The organism is Kribbella sp. NBC_00709 (assembly GCF_036226565.1).
In the GTDB taxonomy this organism is placed as follows: Bacteria; Actinomycetota; Actinomycetes; order Propionibacteriales; family Kribbellaceae; genus Kribbella.
Genome location: NZ_CP108996.1, coordinates 267,361 through 284,708, shown reverse-complemented (window position 1 = coordinate 284,708; position 17,348 = coordinate 267,361). Strand labels below are relative to the sequence as shown.

The 17,348-nt window shown below is 69.2% G+C and carries 13 protein-coding genes; 4 read left to right on the top strand and 9 right to left on the bottom strand.

Translation table 11 applies throughout. The features are described from left to right. Positions 1–24 precede the first annotated feature (24 nt). From menC to OHA18_RS01365, 9 genes are read right to left on the bottom strand one after another with little or no spacing between them, the layout of a single operon-like run. Positions 25–1,122: an o-succinylbenzoate synthase gene (menC, locus tag OHA18_RS01405; protein ID WP_329001606.1), complete on the bottom strand. Its 1,098-nt coding sequence runs from the start codon at positions 1,120–1,122 to the stop codon at positions 25–27. Next, positions 1,122–1,976: a GNAT family N-acetyltransferase gene (locus OHA18_RS01400; RefSeq protein ID WP_329001604.1), complete on the bottom strand. Its 855-nt coding sequence runs from the start codon at positions 1,974–1,976 to the stop codon at positions 1,122–1,124. Before OHA18_RS01400 ends, menC begins: the two co-directional genes overlap by 1 nt. Beyond that, entirely contained in the window at positions 1,973–3,094 is a 1,122-nt protein-coding gene (locus OHA18_RS01395; RefSeq protein ID WP_329001603.1) for a M20 family metallopeptidase, read from the bottom strand. The genes OHA18_RS01400 and OHA18_RS01395 overlap by 4 nt, the downstream gene beginning before the upstream one ends. Beyond that, positions 3,091–6,423: a serine hydrolase gene (locus tag OHA18_RS01390; RefSeq protein WP_329001601.1), complete on the bottom strand. Its 3,333-nt coding sequence runs from the start codon at positions 6,421–6,423 to the stop codon at positions 3,091–3,093. Before OHA18_RS01390 ends, OHA18_RS01395 begins: the two co-directional genes overlap by 4 nt. After that, positions 6,420–7,394: an ABC transporter ATP-binding protein gene (locus OHA18_RS01385; protein WP_329001600.1), complete on the bottom strand. Its 975-nt coding sequence runs from the start codon at positions 7,392–7,394 to the stop codon at positions 6,420–6,422. The genes OHA18_RS01390 and OHA18_RS01385 overlap by 4 nt, the downstream gene beginning before the upstream one ends. Further along, entirely contained in the window at positions 7,391–9,259 is a 1,869-nt protein-coding gene (locus OHA18_RS01380; RefSeq protein WP_329001599.1) for a dipeptide/oligopeptide/nickel ABC transporter permease/ATP-binding protein, read from the bottom strand. Before OHA18_RS01380 ends, OHA18_RS01385 begins: the two co-directional genes overlap by 4 nt. Next, positions 9,259–10,239: an ABC transporter permease gene (locus OHA18_RS01375; protein ID WP_329001598.1), complete on the bottom strand. Its 981-nt coding sequence runs from the start codon at positions 10,237–10,239 to the stop codon at positions 9,259–9,261. Before OHA18_RS01375 ends, OHA18_RS01380 begins: the two co-directional genes overlap by 1 nt. Positions 10,240–10,243: 4 nt before the next feature. After that, the gene (locus OHA18_RS01370; protein WP_329001597.1) at positions 10,244–11,836 is read right to left on the bottom strand and encodes an ABC transporter substrate-binding protein; all 1,593 of its coding nucleotides are present in this window, start codon (positions 11,834–11,836) and stop codon (positions 10,244–10,246) included. Positions 11,837–11,850: 14 nt separating this feature from the next. Beyond that, positions 11,851–13,239: a serine hydrolase domain-containing protein gene (locus OHA18_RS01365; protein ID WP_329001595.1), complete on the bottom strand. Its 1,389-nt coding sequence runs from the start codon at positions 13,237–13,239 to the stop codon at positions 11,851–11,853. Positions 13,240–13,350: 111 nt separating this feature from the next. On the opposite strand from OHA18_RS01365, the gene OHA18_RS01360 reads away from it, so the two are divergent. Genes OHA18_RS01360 through OHA18_RS01345 form a run of 4 tightly spaced genes read left to right on the top strand, consistent with a single transcriptional unit; the run spans position 13,351 to position 17,323 of the window. Beyond that, positions 13,351–13,998, top strand: coding sequence for a nucleotidyltransferase domain-containing protein (locus OHA18_RS01360; protein ID WP_329001594.1), 648 nt, complete (start codon positions 13,351–13,353; stop codon positions 13,996–13,998). 60 nt (positions 13,999–14,058) lie between these two features. Next, positions 14,059–15,261, top strand: a complete 1,203-nt coding sequence (locus tag OHA18_RS01355; protein WP_329001592.1) for a cysteine desulfurase family protein — start codon at positions 14,059–14,061, stop codon at positions 15,259–15,261. Next, a complete protein-coding gene (gene mnmA, locus OHA18_RS01350; protein WP_329001591.1) occupies positions 15,261–16,349 on the top strand; it encodes a tRNA 2-thiouridine(34) synthase MnmA in 1,089 nt (362 codons plus the stop codon). The genes OHA18_RS01355 and mnmA overlap by 1 nt, the downstream gene beginning before the upstream one ends. After that, a complete protein-coding gene (locus OHA18_RS01345) occupies positions 16,346–17,323 on the top strand; it encodes a methionine synthase vitamin-B12 independent (protein ID WP_329001590.1) in 978 nt (325 codons plus the stop codon). Before mnmA ends, OHA18_RS01345 begins: the two co-directional genes overlap by 4 nt. The last annotated feature ends 25 nt before the right edge of the window (positions 17,324–17,348 follow it).

The window sequence follows — 17,348 nt, the reverse complement described above, 5'->3', positions numbered from 1 at the left end:
ACCTCCGAGCCCCCAGCCTAGGCGTCACAGCGGCAGCCATTCGGTACCTGTGGTCACCGACGCCAGTTCGTCCTCGAGCGGCTCGATCCCGATGCCGGGGCTGGTGGGCACCGGGAGATGCCCGTCGTCGAGCGTGAACGGCGGGGTGATGTCGGTCTGGTAGTAGCGATCCGAGGCGGAGGTGTCCCCGGGGAGCGTGCAGCCGGGCAACGCCGCCAGGGCAACGTTGGCGGCCCGGCCGATGCCGGTTTCCAGCATGCCGCCGCACCAGACCGGGATGTCGTTGGCGACGCAGACGTCGTGGATGCGCTTGGCTTCCAGATACCCGCCGACGCGGCCCGGCTTGATGTTGACGATCGCGCAAGCGCCCAGACGGATCGCGGCGGCGGCCGCGCGCGCCGACGTGATCGATTCGTCCAGGCACACCGGCGTACTGATCTGCCGAGCCAGGTCCGCGTGCCCGACAACGTCCTCCTCGTCCAGCGGCTGCTCGATCAGCAGGAGGTCGAACGGATCGAGCCGGGCGAGGTGCCGCGCGTCGGCCAGCGTGTACGCAGTGTTGGCGTCGACCTGCAGCAGGATGTCCCCGAACTGCTCGCGCACGGCGCGGACCGGTTCGATGTCCCAGCCCGGTTGGATCTTCAGCTTGATCCGCACGTACCCCTGCTCGAGATACCCGCCGACGGCATCGAGCAACTCGGGGATCGAGTCCATGATCCCGACCGACACCCCACACGGCACGCGATCCCGCACCGCGCCCAGCTCGCGAGCCAGCGTACGGTTCTCGGCCCGCAGTTCGGCATCGAGTACGGCGGTCTCCACCGCGGCCTTCGCCATCCGATGCCCGTGGAACCGGCTCAACGCGGGTCCGACCCCGACCGCGGAGTCCACCGAAGCAAGCGCGGGCACGAAGAACCGCCGCAGTACGTCGGCCGCCGCCTCGACGTACTCCGACGAGTACAGCGGACCGCTCATCGCGACGCACTCGCCCCACCCCTCGGCGTCCGTACTCACGGCGCGCACCAGCAGCACGTCCCGCGTGGTCTCGGTACCGAACGAGGTCCGGAACGGCGACACCAGCGGCATCGAGATCCGCCGCAGTTCGAATCCGGTCAGCTTCATCACAGCTCCTTCTGCTCGACGACGTACCATCCGGCCCGATCGAATCCGGTCACCCGCGCGCCGTCCGCCAGCAATCCGCCCAGCACTTCGCGCAACGCACTCCGCCAGGCCTTCGCCGCACCCGGATCCGTGCGGCGCAGTCCCTCGACCTCAGGCGGTACGGCGACCAGCAGCACGCCGTCGCCCGCGGGACCGGGAACCGTGGGCCGACCGTCCGCATCGCACGCCAGCGCAACCGTTGCCCCAGGCATCAACCGCACGTCGGTCCTAGTTGACCGCCGAGCCGCCGCGGCACCGACTGCAGGCGTGTCCAGCTCCCACCGCACCAGCAGGCGGTCGGTGTCGTCACCGCTGTTGATCCCGTCCCGCATGTCGCCGTAGAAGTTCATCAGGTACTCCGTCGGCCGCGCCGCGAGCTTGGCCACGTTGAAGTACGCGTTGCGCCGGATCAGCGGATCGAACGTCCACGAGATCGTCGACACGCCTCGGCGCAGTGCCCAGGCCCGCTGATGCAGTTTGAGCGCGAACCCGACGTTCCGCCCGCGCGCCGCTCCGGACACCCCGGCGACGTGGCTGTGCATCGAGACCTCCGCGGGCGCCGAGAAGAACCCGACGCAGGCGCCGATCAGCTCGTCACCGTCGTACGCCCCGCCGACGTAGTTGCCGGCCTTCGTCAACGCCCGTAGCAACTCCGTCGTCACCGGCGGATTCTTCGGGTCGGGCCGCCAGATCGAGTCGTACAGCCGGTAGACCTCGTCGAGCTCCGCCAGTTCCCGTAGCTCACGCACTCGCACGCCGGCTGCGGTCGCCGCGTCCGTAGCGGCAGCAATCGACGGACTGAGATCGAGCGTCATGGCGAGTCCTGGAGGTCGGCGATGAGCGCGGCCAGCAGGGCTGCGCGTGGGGCGAGTTCCGCAACCACGACATGTTCGTCGTCGGCATGGGCGCCACCACCGACGGCGCCCAGCCCGTCCAGGGTCGGCGTACCGATCCCGGCTGTGAAGTTGCCGTCCGATCCGCCGCCGACCGCCACCGAGCGCAGCGGTGGCACGCCGAGCCGAAGCGCGAGCTGGGAGGCACGCGCGTACAGCTCTTCGGACATCTTGCGTTCGAGCGGCGGCCGGTTCGGTCCGCCGATGATCTCCAGCGAGCTCCCGGGCAGCACCGGTCGGAGGGCGTGCATCGCCTCGTCCACCCGCAGCTGTTCCTCGACCGTCCAGGCGCGGGCATCGACGAAGAACGCGCCTGCCGCCGGGACGGTGTTCCGTGTGGTCCCCGCCGTCAGGACCGACGGCGTCACCGTCGTACCGCGATCGGCGTCGCCCAAGTTGCTCACGGCAAGCACTTGGTGGGCGGCTTCGACCGAGGCGTTGATGCCGAGCTCCGGTTCGAGGCCCGCGTGCGCGGCCCGCCCGGTGATCCGCACCTCGTACACCGACACACCCTTGCGCTCCAGCTTGACCGCACCGGCATCGGCCGATGCTTCCAGGACCAGTGCGGCCGAGCATCCGGCCGCCTCGGACTCGATCAGCTCCCGCGACGACGGTGACCCCAGTTCCTCGTCACCGGTCACCAGCAACGTGACAGTTGCCGACGGCAAGGTGGAGATTGCATGCAGAGCCATCACCAGACCGGCCTTCATGTCGAAGCAGCCCGGACCTCGCAGTACGCCGTCCTCGTTCGTGAACGGATGGGTGGTCAGCGAGCCAAGTGGCCAGACGGTGTCGTGGTGAGCGAGTACCAGGACCCGCTGCGGCCCGTCGCCGAGCTGCCAGCGCAGATGCGTGCAGCCGTCGACGACGACGTACTCCGGCTTGGACCCGAGCCGCTCCGCTCCCAGCTGGGCCACGACGTCCGCACTGCGAGCCACCGCCGCGACATCCGATGACGGCGACTCACACGTCACCAGGGTTTCGAGATCCGCGAGCATCAGCGGCAACCGCTCCGCGAACTGCTCGACCAGCTCGGTCATCCGCCGACCTTCGGCGTGGCACGAACCCCGAAGTGCATGTACTTCTCGCCGGTCGGCAGCGAGTAGAACGTCACCGGTGTCCACGTGAGCGCACCGGGTTGCCGGACCACGAACAGATCGCCGCTCTCGTCGACCGGGGTCATGCGCAGTTCCTCGGTCGGATCCGGCACCAGCTCGGCCAACGGTCCGGTGATCGTCATGCGCAGCAACGGACCCTCGTCGTCGACCAGCACCTCTTGGATCGTGCTTGCCCGCTCGTACCGGCCGACGTGGCGACGTACGTCGACTGTCAGCGGCTCCGCGGGCGGAGTCAGCGACACGGGCATGGCGACACCGGCCAGCTCGCCGAAGATCTCCCGATAGAGGTCCTCGTACAGGTCGCGCGTGTGGCCGCCGTTCGTCAGCAGTACGACGGCCAGTCCCTCGTCGGGCAGCACCCGCAGGAACGCGGCCTGACCGATCGTGTTGCCGTCGTGCCCGATCAACCGCCGGCCGTCCCAGCCGAACCGGATCCAGCCGAGCCCCCACGAATCACCGAGGGAGTGCTTGTCCGGCAGCTCGGCCTGCTGCTCGGCCATGGCTGCCACAGATGCCTCGCTGAGGAGCCGGGTGCCGTCCGGTGCGACGCCGTCGTTCAGGTGGAGCCGTGCGAACGCCAGCGCGTCAGCCACGGTCGACGTGATCAGGCCGGCCGGTCCCAATGAGCGGGGGAGACCCCAGACCGGTGCCCGCTTCGGTTCCTCTTCGCCTTCGCTGACGTGCCCGACCGCGGCCGATCGGAGCAGCGCCTCTTCTGGCAGCGTGACGGTGTTCTGCAGGCCGAGTGGTGTGATGATCCGGTCCCGCAGTGCCTGGTCCCAGGTGGAGCCGGTGAGCTTCTCGATCACTCGTCCGGCCAGTGAGAAGCCGGCGTTGCAGTACGACCACGTCGCGCCAAGTGGGTGGTTCTGTGCGACGTCCGCCAGCAGGTCGACGTACTTCTCCAGACAGTCGTCGCCTCGACCTGTGTCGGTGAAGACGTCGCCGTCGATCCCGCTGGTGTGGGTGAGCAGATGCCGCATCGTCACCTGCTTGGCGACGTCGGGATCACCCAGTTGCAATTCGGGCAGCACCTGGCTGATCGGTGCGTCCAGATCCAGGAGTCCCTCGTCGATCAGCTGCAGCGCCAGGGTGGCCGTCCAGACCTTCGACATGGAGCCGATCTGGAAGACCGAGTCGGTCGTCGTGGCGACACCGGTGTCCTTGTTCAGTACGCCGGTCGCCGCCTCCACCAGTTCGTCATCGCCACCCGGCCGCACTCGCAGGATGCCGAGCGTTGCACCCGGTACGCCGTGCCTTGCGGCCAGCGTGGTCAGCCGACGCTGCCAGTGCGCCGCGTCGATCTTCGCCCGGCGCGGACCGCTCGCGTCACCGGCGTACTGCTCCACCCAGTCGAGGATGCGCCGGTTGAAGTCGACGCGGTGGGACGGACGGCCCTCGACGATGAACAGGTGACTAGCCTCGGGGTAGAGCACGAGCTGGCTCGGTACGCCGTTCTCGCGCAGGGCAGTGTGCCACTGCTGTGCCTGTCCGACCGGGCAACGCACGTCGGCGTCGCCCTGGAGGATGAGGGTCGGCGTGGCGACCTTGCTGACCTCCGCGAACGGCGACATGGAGCTGTAGTCGGTGGCGCTGTTCAGTTCGTACACGTCGAGGAAGTGGCCCATGTCCGACGTACCGGCCATGCTGGTGAGGTCGCTGACCACACCACCGGTGACCGCGGCAGCGAAGCGGTCGTCGCGGCTGGTCAGGTAGCACGTCATGAATCCGCCGTAGCTGTAGCCGGCCACGGCCAGGCGGTCGGGGTCAGCGATGCCCTCGGCAACCAGCTCGTCGAGCGGCTCGAGGAAGTCACGCGCGTCCGCCGTACCCCAGGCTCCGAGAGCGGCGTTGAAGAACTCCTCGCCGTACCCGTCGCTGCCACGGGGGTTGAGCAGCAGCACCGTCCAGCCGCGGGCCGCCAGCTCCTGGTGGTAGACGTGCACTTCGTCGGCCGCGGCGTTCCAGGCGTTGTGCGGACCGCCGTGGATGTCCAGCAGCAGTGGCTGCGGCCCGTCGGCAGCCGGGTCGCGGACGAGCCAGCCGGACACAACAGTCCCGTCGGAGATGGTGAACTCCCGCTCTGTCCGGACGAACGCGTCAGCGACTTTCTCGCCGTACGTCGTCCGCGTTGTCGCCTCGCAGGTCGCCAGGTCCAGCGTGACGATCTCTCCGAACGACGTGGGCGTGCTGAGCCCGACAGTCGCTACGCCGGCGGCGACGGACAGCCCGGACACGACCTGTCCCGGCTCGCCCAGCACGTGCTGAGGTGTGCCGCCTTCGACGGGAACGGAGTAGAGGTGCGTGCATCCACGGTCCCGGACGCCGAAGAGGACAGTGCGGCCGTCGTCCACCAGCGTGGGCACGGCACCCGGGTACGCCGGTCCGCCGGCCATCACGTTGCGGTCGAGCGGAGCCGCAAGGTTCACCACGTCGCCGCTGTCCAGAGCGAGCCGCAGCAGACCGGCGTGACCGACCGGTCCGGACAGCATGCCGACGACAAGCAGTGCGGCGCCGTCAGCAGTCCAGGTCACCGTGCCGGTCAGTCCGTCAGCCAGCCCGACCAGCTGCGGCGTCGCCTTGGCGTCTGATGCGTCCAGCACGTAGGCGGGCGCAGTCGGCGTCAGATCCGCGTCCGGCGCGGTAGCTGCTCCGAAAGCCAGCTTCACACCGTCCGGTGACCAGGCCGGGTCGCCGGCGTGCCAGTCTCCCTCGGTGGCCTGGCGGCACTCCTTCGTCTCCACGTCGAGGACATGGAGGTGCTTGCGGATGGTTCGCAGCCAGCCCGCGCCGTCAGCTTGGTAGTCGAGACGCTCTGTCGCGATCGGCGCGTGTGCGGCTGCCTCTGCGTCACTGGGGGTCGCGATGTCGACAGGCGCGGAGAAAGCGATCCGCTTCCCGTCCGGACTCCACTTCGGCGCCCCAGCTCCCAGCGGCAGGGTGGTGAGTTGCTCCGGCTCACCGCCTCCCACTGGCAGCACCCAGAGCTGAGCCGGGCCGTCCTTGGCCCGCAGGAACGCCAGCCGTGACCCGTCCGGCGACCAGACAGGCATCGTGTCGGCGTCGCCGCGGGTGAGCTGCTCCGGAGTACCACCGGAGGCTGGAATGCGCCACAGACTCCGCAGCGTGCGATCCGCCTTCGCGTCGGTGGTCCGCAGGACGTAGACGAGTTGAGTGGCGTCCGGCGACAGCACCGGCTGCTCCGGTACGGCGAGCTCGGTCAAGTCGTCGATGCGCAGACGTCGGGTCACTGGGAGTCCTCCTTGAGTTCCATGAGCACAGGCGGGTTCAGGTCGACCGCCCGCAGTACGCCGGCCGCGTGGTGACAGGCGGCGCGGTGCAGTCGGTGATCGGCCTCGGTGGTGGGATCGAGGGTCAGGCAGTGCTCGCGGTCGGTCCGGATCAGCGGACCGACCGGGCACCTCGGATGGAACCGGCAGCCCGCCGGCGGGTGGTGTGGATCGGCAGGCTCGGCATCGGCGACCTCATCCGGTGGCGGCAGCGTTGTCGTACCGCGTCGTGGAGCTGCTGCCAGAAGCTCTTTGGTGTAAGGGTGTTGGGGGTTGCTGAGTACGTCGCCGGCCGGGCCGACCTCGACGATCCGGCCCAGGTACATGACCGCCACGATGTCGCTGACGTAGCGCACCACGGCCAGGTTGTGCGAGATGAACAGCATCGACAGCTGCAGCTCGCGTTGCAGCGTCCGGACGAGGTTCAGCACCGTGCCTTGGATCGACACGTCCAGGGCTGAGGTGATCTCGTCGGCGATAAGGACTGCGGGCTGTCCGGCCAACGCGCGTGCGATCGCGACCCGTTGACGCTGACCACCGGACAACGCACCGGGGTACGTCGAGACGCGGTCGGCATCCAGCCCGACGAGCTCGAGCAACCGGACCACCTCCTCGCGTCGGCGCAGGCCTCTCGGCATGGCCTCCGCGACCGAGTCGCCGATGGTCATCCGTGGATCCAGTGAGGAGTACGGATCCTGGAACACCATCTGCAACGGACGCCGATCTCGCAGCGGCACCCCGTCCAGCAGGATCTGGCCGCCCGCAGGCTCGGCCAGCCCGACCGCCGCACGCGCCAGCGTCGACTTGCCGGACCCGGACTCACCGACCAGCCCGACCACCTTCCCCGACGGGACAGTCAGGTCGACGCCGTCGACTGCTGTCAGCGCGCGGCCGTACCGGACCGTCACATCTTCGAACCGCAGTTCGCTCATCGCTGCCCCGTCCGGAAGCTCGAGTACTCAGCCTGCGCCTGTGGATGCCAGCACGCCACCTGATCGACCAGCACAGGATCCTCGGCCCGGCACCGGTCCGAGGCGAACGAACACCGCGCCGCGAACGCACAGCCCAGCGGCAACCGCGCCGGATCCACCGGCCGCCCGGGGATGACCGCCAGCGGTTCGTCGAGCGCAGTGTCCAGATCGGGTACGGCGGCCAGCAAGGCCCGCGTGTACGGGTGCCGTGCCCCGGTCGCCAGCTCGGTTGCCGGCAGGTCCTCGACGATGCGCCCGGCGTACATCACCAGAACGCGGTCGCAGATCTGTGCGACCACACTGATGTCGTGACTGATCAGCAGGACCGCGACGTCGTCCTCGGTGCGGATCGTCTCCAGCAAACGCAGTACCTGCCGCTGCACGGTGACATCGAGTGCGGTGGTCGGCTCGTCGGCGACGATCAACGCCGGCGTACCCATCAGGCCCATGCCGATCATGGCCCGCTGCCGCATGCCGCCGGAGAACTCGTGCGGGTACTGCCGCGCCCGGCGCTCCGCAGCCGGCACCCGGACCGCGCGCAGCCGGTCGATCGCCCGGCTCATCGCGGCGCGACGGCTGAGACCCTGATGCTCACGCGCACCCTCGGCCAGCTGTACGCCGATCCGCTTGGTCGGGTTGAACGAGGTCATCGGGTCCTGGAACACCATCGCGAACGACGTACCCAGCAGGCGCCGCCGTACGGCCGCATTACTGCGGACCGGTAGCCGACCGAGCAGGGGAGCGCCCAGGAACGACAGCTCGGCGGCACGGACCTGACCGGGCGGCTCGATCAGCTGGGCGACCGCGAGTGCGGTGAGGCTCTTCCCGGAACCGGACTCGCCGACCACGCCAACGATCTCGCCCTTGTGGATAGTGAAGCTGACCCCGCGCACAGGGGTGACCGGACCAGGGAAGCTGACGCGCAGGTCCTCCACCACCAGTACGGCGTCACCGTCGTCGTGTGCCGGTGTGGCCTCCGGCGTACGGTCGGTCCACCGCGTGCGGGGCGCCTGTACGCCGAGGCCCTTCGCCACCGCCTCGCCGAAGAGGTTGAACGCCAACCCCGCGACGACCACCGCGACACCCGGAGCGACTGCCGCGGCCGGGTGTACGTAGATGCCGCTGAGGCCCTCGCCCAGCATCCGGCCCCAGTCGTACGCCGGTGGCTGCACGCCCAGACCGATGAACGACAGCCCGGCGAACGCGAGCAGCGTGCCGCCGGCGCCGATGGTCGCGTTCACCACCAGCGGCTCGGCGATGTTCGGCAGGATGTGCCGCACGAGCATCCGGAACCGGCCGACCCCCGCGATCCGAGCAGCGGCGATGAAGTCGCGCTCCACGACGCCCGCAACCAGCGTCTGCGTCAGCCGCGCGAACGACGGCGCACCAGCGAAGCCGATCGCCAGGACGGCGCCCTTCGCGCCCACCCCGAACACAACCGCGAAGAACAGCGCGAGCAGCAGCCCGGGAAAGGCGACCGCGATGTTCACCACAGCGGTCGCGATCCGACCGCCGCGCTTGCCGAGGATCGCCGGTGCGCTGCCCAGAACGAGACCGCTGACGACGGCGATCGACGTGGCGATCAGCGCCAGCAGGATCGACGTACGTGAGGCGACGAGCACCCGGTAGAAGATGTCCCGGCCGAGATTGTCGGTGCCGAGCCAGTGCTGCGCGGACGAACCCTGCAGCAGGTGGTCGGTGTCGATCGCGTTCGCCTGATGTGACCAGAGGATCGGTGCGAAGACGGCGAGCAGCAGTACGCCGAGCAGCAGCAAGCCGGCACCGGCGCCGACCGGGGTCCGTACTACGTCCTTCCAACGGCGCATCAGCTCTCCCGGATGGTCGATCGGGGATCGAGCAGGGCGAGCGTCACATCGACGGCCAGATTCACCAGCAGGACGCCGACGCCGTACACGAGGACGACGCCCTGCACCAGCGGGTAGTCCTTGGCGATGATCGAGGACACGATCGTGCTGCCGAGTCCGGGCCAGCCGAAGACGTTCTCGACCAGTACCGTCCCGGCGACCATGCCGCCGAGCAGCAGACCGCCGAGGGTGATCGTGGCCGTCACCGCGTTCGGTAGGGCGTGCCGCAGGTATATCGCCGCCGCAGGGAGTCGCTTTGCCCGGGCCGTGCGCAGGTAGTCCGTCTGCAGGACTGTCAGCAGTTCCACTCGGCAGATCCGTGCGAGCACCGCAGCCGGACCGATGGCCAGCGACAACACCGGCAGCACGTACGACGCCACGCTGCCGCGACCTGCCACCGGGAACCAGTGCAGCGTCACAGCGAACACGTAGACGAGTCCGACCGCCAACAAGAACTCTGGGATCGCAGCGAGGACCACGGCGGTCGACGTGAAGCCCAGCTCGGCCCGTGGCCGTCGTCCGGCCCTCGTGAGGACGCCCATCGCCAGGCCGAGCGGTACTGCGATCAGTACCGCCACCAGGAACGCTGCGACGGCCAGTTCGACGGTGGCCGGCAGGCGGTCCCGGATCACGTCAGAGACGGGCAGTCCGGTCGTGATCGACGTACCGAGGTTGCCGGTGAGGAGGTGGTGCAGGAAGTTCAGGTACTGCTGCCAAAGCGGGTCGTCGAGGCCCAGCGAGGCACGCTGGGCGTCGACGAGGCTCTGTGCGGCAGCAGGTCCTAGCGCTCCCCGGACCGGGTCACCAGGGATCAGATGGATCATCAGGAACGCGGCGCTGACCAAGATGAGGACAGAGCCGACCAGCCGACCGAGACGCCGGACAGCGAAGCCGAGCCACGGATAGGCAGTCAGAGTGGGTGCGCTGACGGTCGTCGTCATCGGCTCACCCCTGCATCCGGATCGACGAGGGGATCACGCTGCCTTCGCTGAGGTCGAACGTCGCGCCCTTGCCGAAGATCGGTACGGTCGCGTTCACGAACGGCACCAGGTTGACCTGCTTGAACAGGGCGCGCTCAGCCGTGGCCCAGTCCGAGCAACCGTCGGCGCCGGGGATAGCGGCCGCCTTGCTCACCGCAGCGTCGTACTCCGGGTTCTTGATCGAGGAGAAGTTGCTGCCGTTCGGCGGAGTGGTGCCGGACAGGAAGCTGACCAGCTGGCTCGGCAGGGATACGGTCAGCGGGATCAGACCGGCGTGCCAGGTGCCCTGGCCGGCAAGGACGACCGTACTGATCTCTGCCGTGGAGACGGCCTTGAGCGACACGTCGACACCCAGCTCACTCCAGGCCTTCTGGAGCAGCTCTGCGCCGGACTGCAGGGTCGGACCGAGGCTGGTGGGGTAGTAGAAGACCAGCGACAGCTTCGTCCCTGCCTTCTCCCGGATGCCACCTGCGCCGGGACGCCAGCCCGCAGCGTCGAGCGCCGCCTTGGCTGCGTCCAGGTCATGGCCCGGCAGGTTGCCGGTGACGGTGTCGTCGGAGCACGGTCCCATGCCAGGGGCTACCAGCCGGGTGGTCGGCGTACCGGTGCCGCTGGTGATCACCTTGCCGAGTTGGGTGAGGTCAAGGACCTGCGTGAGCGCCTTGCGTACTGCGAGGTCCGCGGTGGGCAGACCGGGCTTCTGGTTGAACCAGAGCTCACCCAGTGGGGTGCCTGCTTCTCGCTGGAACGCCTTCTGGGCTTGTAGCCGCTGCTTGTCAGGTCCGGCGATCGCGACGATGTTCACCTGCCCGGACAGCAGCAGGTTGGCCGCAGTCGTCTCGTTGCTGACCACCTTCAGCACGACCTTGTCCGGAAGACCGGATTGCCCCTGCCTGAAGTCACCCGGACCCCACGCGTACTCCTTGCGCCGGGTGAGCGTGTAGTGGTCGCCGGGAACGGCCTCCGCGACCGTGTACATCCCCGTACCGTCCGAACCCTGCTTGAGGATGCTGCGGTCCTTCATCCCCTTGCTGCAGACGATGTGCAGGCCACCGACGTTGCGGACCAAAAAGGCGTCCGGAGCGGGCGCGGTCACGGTGATCGTGCCGGTGGCGTCGTCGGCGGTCGCCTTGGCGCCCGGCGGGATGAACACACCGATCCGAGTCGACTTGTTGGCCGGGTCCCCGACGAAGTTGATGTTCTGCGCGACCGTACTGGCCGTCAGCGGGCTCCCGTCCGCGCAGGTGACTCCCTTGCGCAGGGTGTACTTCGCGGTGGTGCTGTTCCCCTCGAACTTGTCGGCGAGGCCGGCCACCTGCTTGCCGTCCGGGGAGATGCCGACCAGTGAGTCGTACAGGAACCAGTCGACCTGCATGGTCACCGACAACGACGTGAACTGCGGATCGAGGTTGCCGGGGTCGGCGCTGATCGCCATGGTCATCGTCCTGCCCTCGGCGGTCTGACCGGTACTGGCGGTCTGCTCGCCCGAGCTGCAGGCGGAGAGCGCCAGACCGGTTACGAGGGCTCCGGCTGCGAGGGCGGTGCGTACGGATCGCATGTTGCCTCCGGGAGTCAGACAGCCGCGCGGCGGAGTGCCCGGCCGCTGTGCAGGTACAGGGCACGGCCGGAGCCGTCGTCGCCGACGAAGACGTGCGGCTGGTGCATGCCGTGCTCGGCCTTGACCGCGATCAGGCTCTGCTCGTCGCGGCCGACCAGCTCGACCGGATCGGGCTTCGGACCGAGCTCGGTGAAGATGCCCTTGGGCGTCTGGTCCAGCCAGATCTTCCCGTCCTCGTCCTGGCGCACGGTGATGTCGGCGACCTCGCAGCTGTAGGTACCGAGGACCCTGGCCGCGTCCACCGGGACAGGCTCGGCCGGTGGGGTGGGCAGCGGCGGCAGGGTCAGCCCGGCCAGCTCCTGGACGAGGTGGCCCATGACTGACTTGTAGACCTCGATCGTCTCGCCGCCGTTGGTCAGCAGCGCGACCGCCAGCCCGTGCTCGGGAACGACGCGCAGGAAGGCGTTCTGGCCGATCGTCCCGCCGTCATGGCCGATCACCTTCGTGCCGTCCCAGTCGAACAGCTCCCAGCCGAGTCCCCACGACTCACCCATCAGGCCGAGCGCGGGCAGCTTGACCTGCGGTTCCTGCATCGCCTTGACGCTCGCCGCGCTGAGGACGGCTCTGTCGTCGGCCGTAGTACCGGAGTCGAGGTGGAGCTTGGCGAAGGTCAGCAGGTCGCGGGCGCTCATCGCGAGCATCGCGCCGGCGGGGGCCATCCCACGGGTCATGGCCCAGATCGGCGCGGGGACCGGGTCGGCGTCGGCCGCCGGCCGGATGTGCCCGACGGCGGCCCGGTGCAGGATCGCCTCGTACGGATCGGTCGCGGCGTGGGCCAGGCCGAGCGGGGTGAAGACGTGTTCGCGCAGCGCGGCGTCGTACGGCGTGCCCCGCAGTACCTCGACGAGGCGGCCGAGGACCGCGAAGCCGGCGTTGTTGTACGAGAACATCTCGCCCGGCGGGAAGAGCTGCGTGGTGGTGGACAGCGTGGCGACGAACTTCTCGACCGCGTCGTCGCCCTTGCCGGTCTCGTTGAAGATGTCACCCTCGAACCCGGCGGTGTGGCAGAGCAGTTGCCGGGTGGTGATCGCCGCGGCCGCAGCCTCGTCCGCGATGACGAACTCGGGGAGGTACGAGCGGATCGGCTGGTCCAGGTCCAGCTTGCCCTCGTCAACCAGCTGCATGACCAGCGTGGTCGTCCAGACCTTGGTGATCGACCCGATCTGGAACACGGAGTCGGTGGTCGTGTCGACGCCGGTCGACCTGCTCAGCACGCCGGCCGCATGGTCGATCACCTCGCTGCCCAGCAGTACGCCGACCGCCGCACCGGGGACCTGATGCTCGGCGAGCAGCCCCGCCAGCCGGTCTTGTAGCCACGTCTCGATCTCGCTCAGAGTCGCCATACGCCGACGCTAGGCGGCCGGCCACACCCCAGTATTCGTCCTGCCGCACAACCACCACCCCCGATTTCGTCCGGTCCGACGAAGCACCGCCCGCCGTGTGAGGATCACCCGATGACCACCTACCCGGACGGCCTCGACCCCGAGGAGTTGGCCTTCCAGCGCCTCTACGGTCCCTGGAAGGCGTCGACCCCGGCGGATGCCCAGCAGCTCCTCGACGGGTACGACGGCCAGTGGTGGATCGCCGGGGGATGGGCGATCGAGGCCTTCACCGGCGTACGGCGGGAGCACGAGGACGTCGACCTCTCCCTGTGGCGACGTGATGTGCCGAAGCTCCGCCTGCATCTCGAGGGCAGCTACGACCTGTGGTCGAACGCCGGCGGCCGGCTGCAGCCGCTGACGGACCGGCGGCCGGATCAGCCCGACGACGCGGACCAGATCTGGCTACGACGCCACGCCCTGTCCCCGTGGGAGTACGACGTGGTCGTCAACCCTGATCGGGACGGACGCTGGGTCTTTCGCCGTGATCCCAGCCTGGACTTCGCCCTCGACGAGATCACCTGGGTGGCGCCGGACGGCATCCGCTACGTGACCCCTGAGGTGGCGCTCGCCTACAAGGCGAAGTCCGCTCGGCCCAAGGACGAGCAGGACCTGGCGGCCGCTCTGCCTCTTCTCAGCCCGGCCCGGCGGACCTGGCTGGCCGACATGATCGACCACCTGCATCCCGATCACGCCTGGCCGGGCCGGATTCGCACCTATTAGGTCCACCTGACAGGCCCAACAGGCGGGAACATCCGTGGCGGACATACTCTTGAAACCGATATGACTGCTTCCGACCGCCGCCCGGTGTACCTGGACCATGCGGCGACGACTCCGATGCTCCCGGCTGCGATCGAGGCGATGACCCATCACCTCGCCCGCACCGGCAACGCGTCGTCCCTGCACGGCTCCGGCCGGTGTGCCCGGCGGACCGTGGAGGAATCGCGCGAAACGATCGCCGCGGCGCTCGGGGCGCAGCCGAGTGAGGTGGTGTTCACCTCCGGCGGCACCGAGGCGGACAACCTCGCCCTGAAGGGCCTGTGGTGGTCCCGGCTGGCCGAGGACCCGCGCCGGCGCCGGATCCTGCTGAGCGGCATCGAGCACCACGCCGTCCTCGACCCGGCGATCTGGCTCGGTCGGCACGAGAAGGCCGAGATCGAGTGGCTGCCGGTCGACGAGCTCGGGCGGGTCAGCCCGGACGACGTACGGCGGGCACTCGAGAGCGACCCGGAGTCCGTGTCGTTCATCACGTTGATGATGGCGAACAACGAGGTCGGCACGCTCCAGCCGGTCCAGGAGATCGCGGAGCTCGCCCAGCAGTACGGCGTACCCGTGCACACCGACGCGGTCCAGGCGATCGGGCAGGTGCCGGTGGACTTCAGCCAGCTGGGCGCGGACGCGATGACGGTGTCCGCGCACAAGCTCGGCGGCCCGTACGGGATCGGTGCGCTCGTCGTCCACAAGGAGACCACGCTGACGCCGATCCTGCACGGCGGGGGACAGGAGCGCGACGTACGGTCCGGCACCCTGGACGTGCCCGCGACCGCCGGGTTCGCAGTGGCGATGGAGCACGCGATCAAGCACCAGGCCGACGAGGCGCGCCGGCTGACCGAGCTGCGCGACGCGCTGGTCGACGGCATCATCGGCACGGTCGAGGGCGCGCAGCTGTCGGGCGACCCGGCCGGCCGCTTGCCCGGTAACGCACACTTGTCCTTCGGCGACTGCGAGGGCGACTCGCTGTTGCTGCTGCTCGACGCGCGCGGGATCGAGGTGTCCACCGGGTCCGCGTGCAACGCCGGGGTCGCCGAGCCGAGCCACGTCCTGCTGGCCATGGGGTACGACGACCAGCGGGCCCGCGGCTCGCTCCGGTTCACCCTCGGGCACACTTCGACCCAGGCCGACGTCGACGTCGTCCTGGACAACATCGGACCGGTCGTGGAGCGGGCGAAGTCCGCCGGTCTGCAGAACGTGGGAAGGAACACCTGATGCGGGTACTCGCAGCCATGTCCGGCGGAGTCGACTCCGCGGTCGCGGCAGCGCGGATGGCCGAGGCCGGGCACGACGTGACCGGAGTACACCTGGCCCTGAGCCGGAACCCGCAGTCGTACCGCAGCGGCGCCCGCGGGTGCTGCACGATCGAGGACAGCCGTGACGCGCGCCGGGCCGCGGACGTGATCGGCATCCCGTTCTACGTCTGGGACCTGGCCGAGCGCTTCCACGCCGACGTGGTCGAGGACTTCGTCAGCGAGTACGCCGCCGGCCGGACGCCGAACCCGTGCCTGCGCTGCAACGAGAAGGTCAAGTTCAGCGCCGTACTGGAGCGGGCGCTCGCGCTCGGTTTCGACGCGGTCGCGACCGGTCACTACGCGCGGATCGTGGACACGGCGTCCGGTCGTGAGCTGCACCGGGCGGTGGATCCGGCCAAGGACCAGTCGTACGTGCTCGGCGTACTCACGCAGCAGCAGCTCGCCCACGCGTTCTTCCCGCTCGGTGACACGGTGAAGACCGAGGTGCGGGTGGAGGCCGAGCGGCGTGGGCTGTCGGTGGCGGCCAAGCCGGACAGCCACGACATCTGCTTCATTGCCGACGGCAACACGGCGGGCTTCCTCGGCCAGCAGCTGGGCGAGGCGCCGGGCGACATCGTCGATGCGCAGGGCAACAAGCTCGGCGAGCACCAGGGCACGCACGGCTTCACCATCGGCCAGCGCAAGGGCCTGAAGATCGGCACCCCGGCCGCGGACGGCAAGCCACGGTTCGTGCTGGACATCTCGCCGGTCGAAAGGACTGTGACAGTCGGATCGCGCGCGGAGCTGGCCGTCTCGCAGCTGACCGCGTCGAAGCCCCGCTGGTGCGGTCCCGAGCCGACCGCGGAGCTGCACGCGGGCGCCCAGCTTCGTGCACATGGCGAGGAAGTCGCCGTCACTGCAACAGTGCTGGGCGACCGAGTACAGGTCTCCTTCAACGAACCAACCTCCGCAGTCGCTCCAGGACAGGCCGTGGTGCTGTACGACGGGACCCGCGTGATCGGCTCTGCCACCATCGACTCGGTCCAGCGCGTCACAGCGACCGTATGACGACCACCGGGCTGGGGTCTGTCCCCGGTGACGACATTCGCGAGTGGATGCGCGTCGTGCTCGAGGTTGTCGACATCCCGTTCCTGCCGGAGCTTCCGGCGCGGCCGTACGGCGACATGCTCAGCCGGAGCGTCGCCGTACTGACCGAGCTGGCCGCGGACCTGCAGCCTGCCGGATGGCGGCTGACCGGTGGTGGGGACGCGCGGGCGAGTCTGGACCAGCGGCGGGCGCGGGCGCTGCTGGAGGAAGACCTGGACGTGCTGGAGGAGTACGCGTACGGGTACGAGGGTCCGCTGAAGCTGCAGGTCACGGGGCCGTGGACGCTCGCTGCGGTGCTGGAGAGACCGCGCGGTGACAAGGTGCTGGCCGACCACGGCGCGCGGCGGGATCTGGCGCAGGCGCTGGCTGCTGGAGTCGATCAGCATCTGGCCGAAGTACGGAAGCGGGTGCCTGGGGCCTCGGTGTTGTTGCAGGTCGATGAGCCTGGACTGCCCGCCGTGCTCGCTGGAGCCGTGCCGACGGCGTCCGGCTGGAGCAAACACCGCTCTGTCGACGGTCCGGGTGCTGTGGAGCTGTTGAGCCTGGTCACCACAGCCGCACCCACTGTCGTCCACTGCTGTGCGGCCCGTCCGCCGATCGAGGTCTTCACCAGGTCCGGCGCCACTGGCATTGCCGTTGATATCTCGCTACTCGGAGAGCCCGGCTGGGAGCAGGTCGCCACCGCCGTCGAGGCCGGCACCACCCTGTACGCCGGCCTGGTGCCCACCACGGGCGCAATTCCGAGCGAGGAACGGGCGGCGCAACCGCTCATCCGGCGCTGGCGAGAGTTGGGTCTGGACCCGGAGCTGATGAAGCAGGTCGTCATCACCCCGGCCTGCGGGCTCGCCGCCGCACCGTCACCGTCCGATGCCAGAGCGCGACTGGCACTCCTCCGAAGCATCGTCCAGGTCGTCGGCGACGCCGCCGAAGACTGACAAAACACTTGAGCCAAAACGTCGG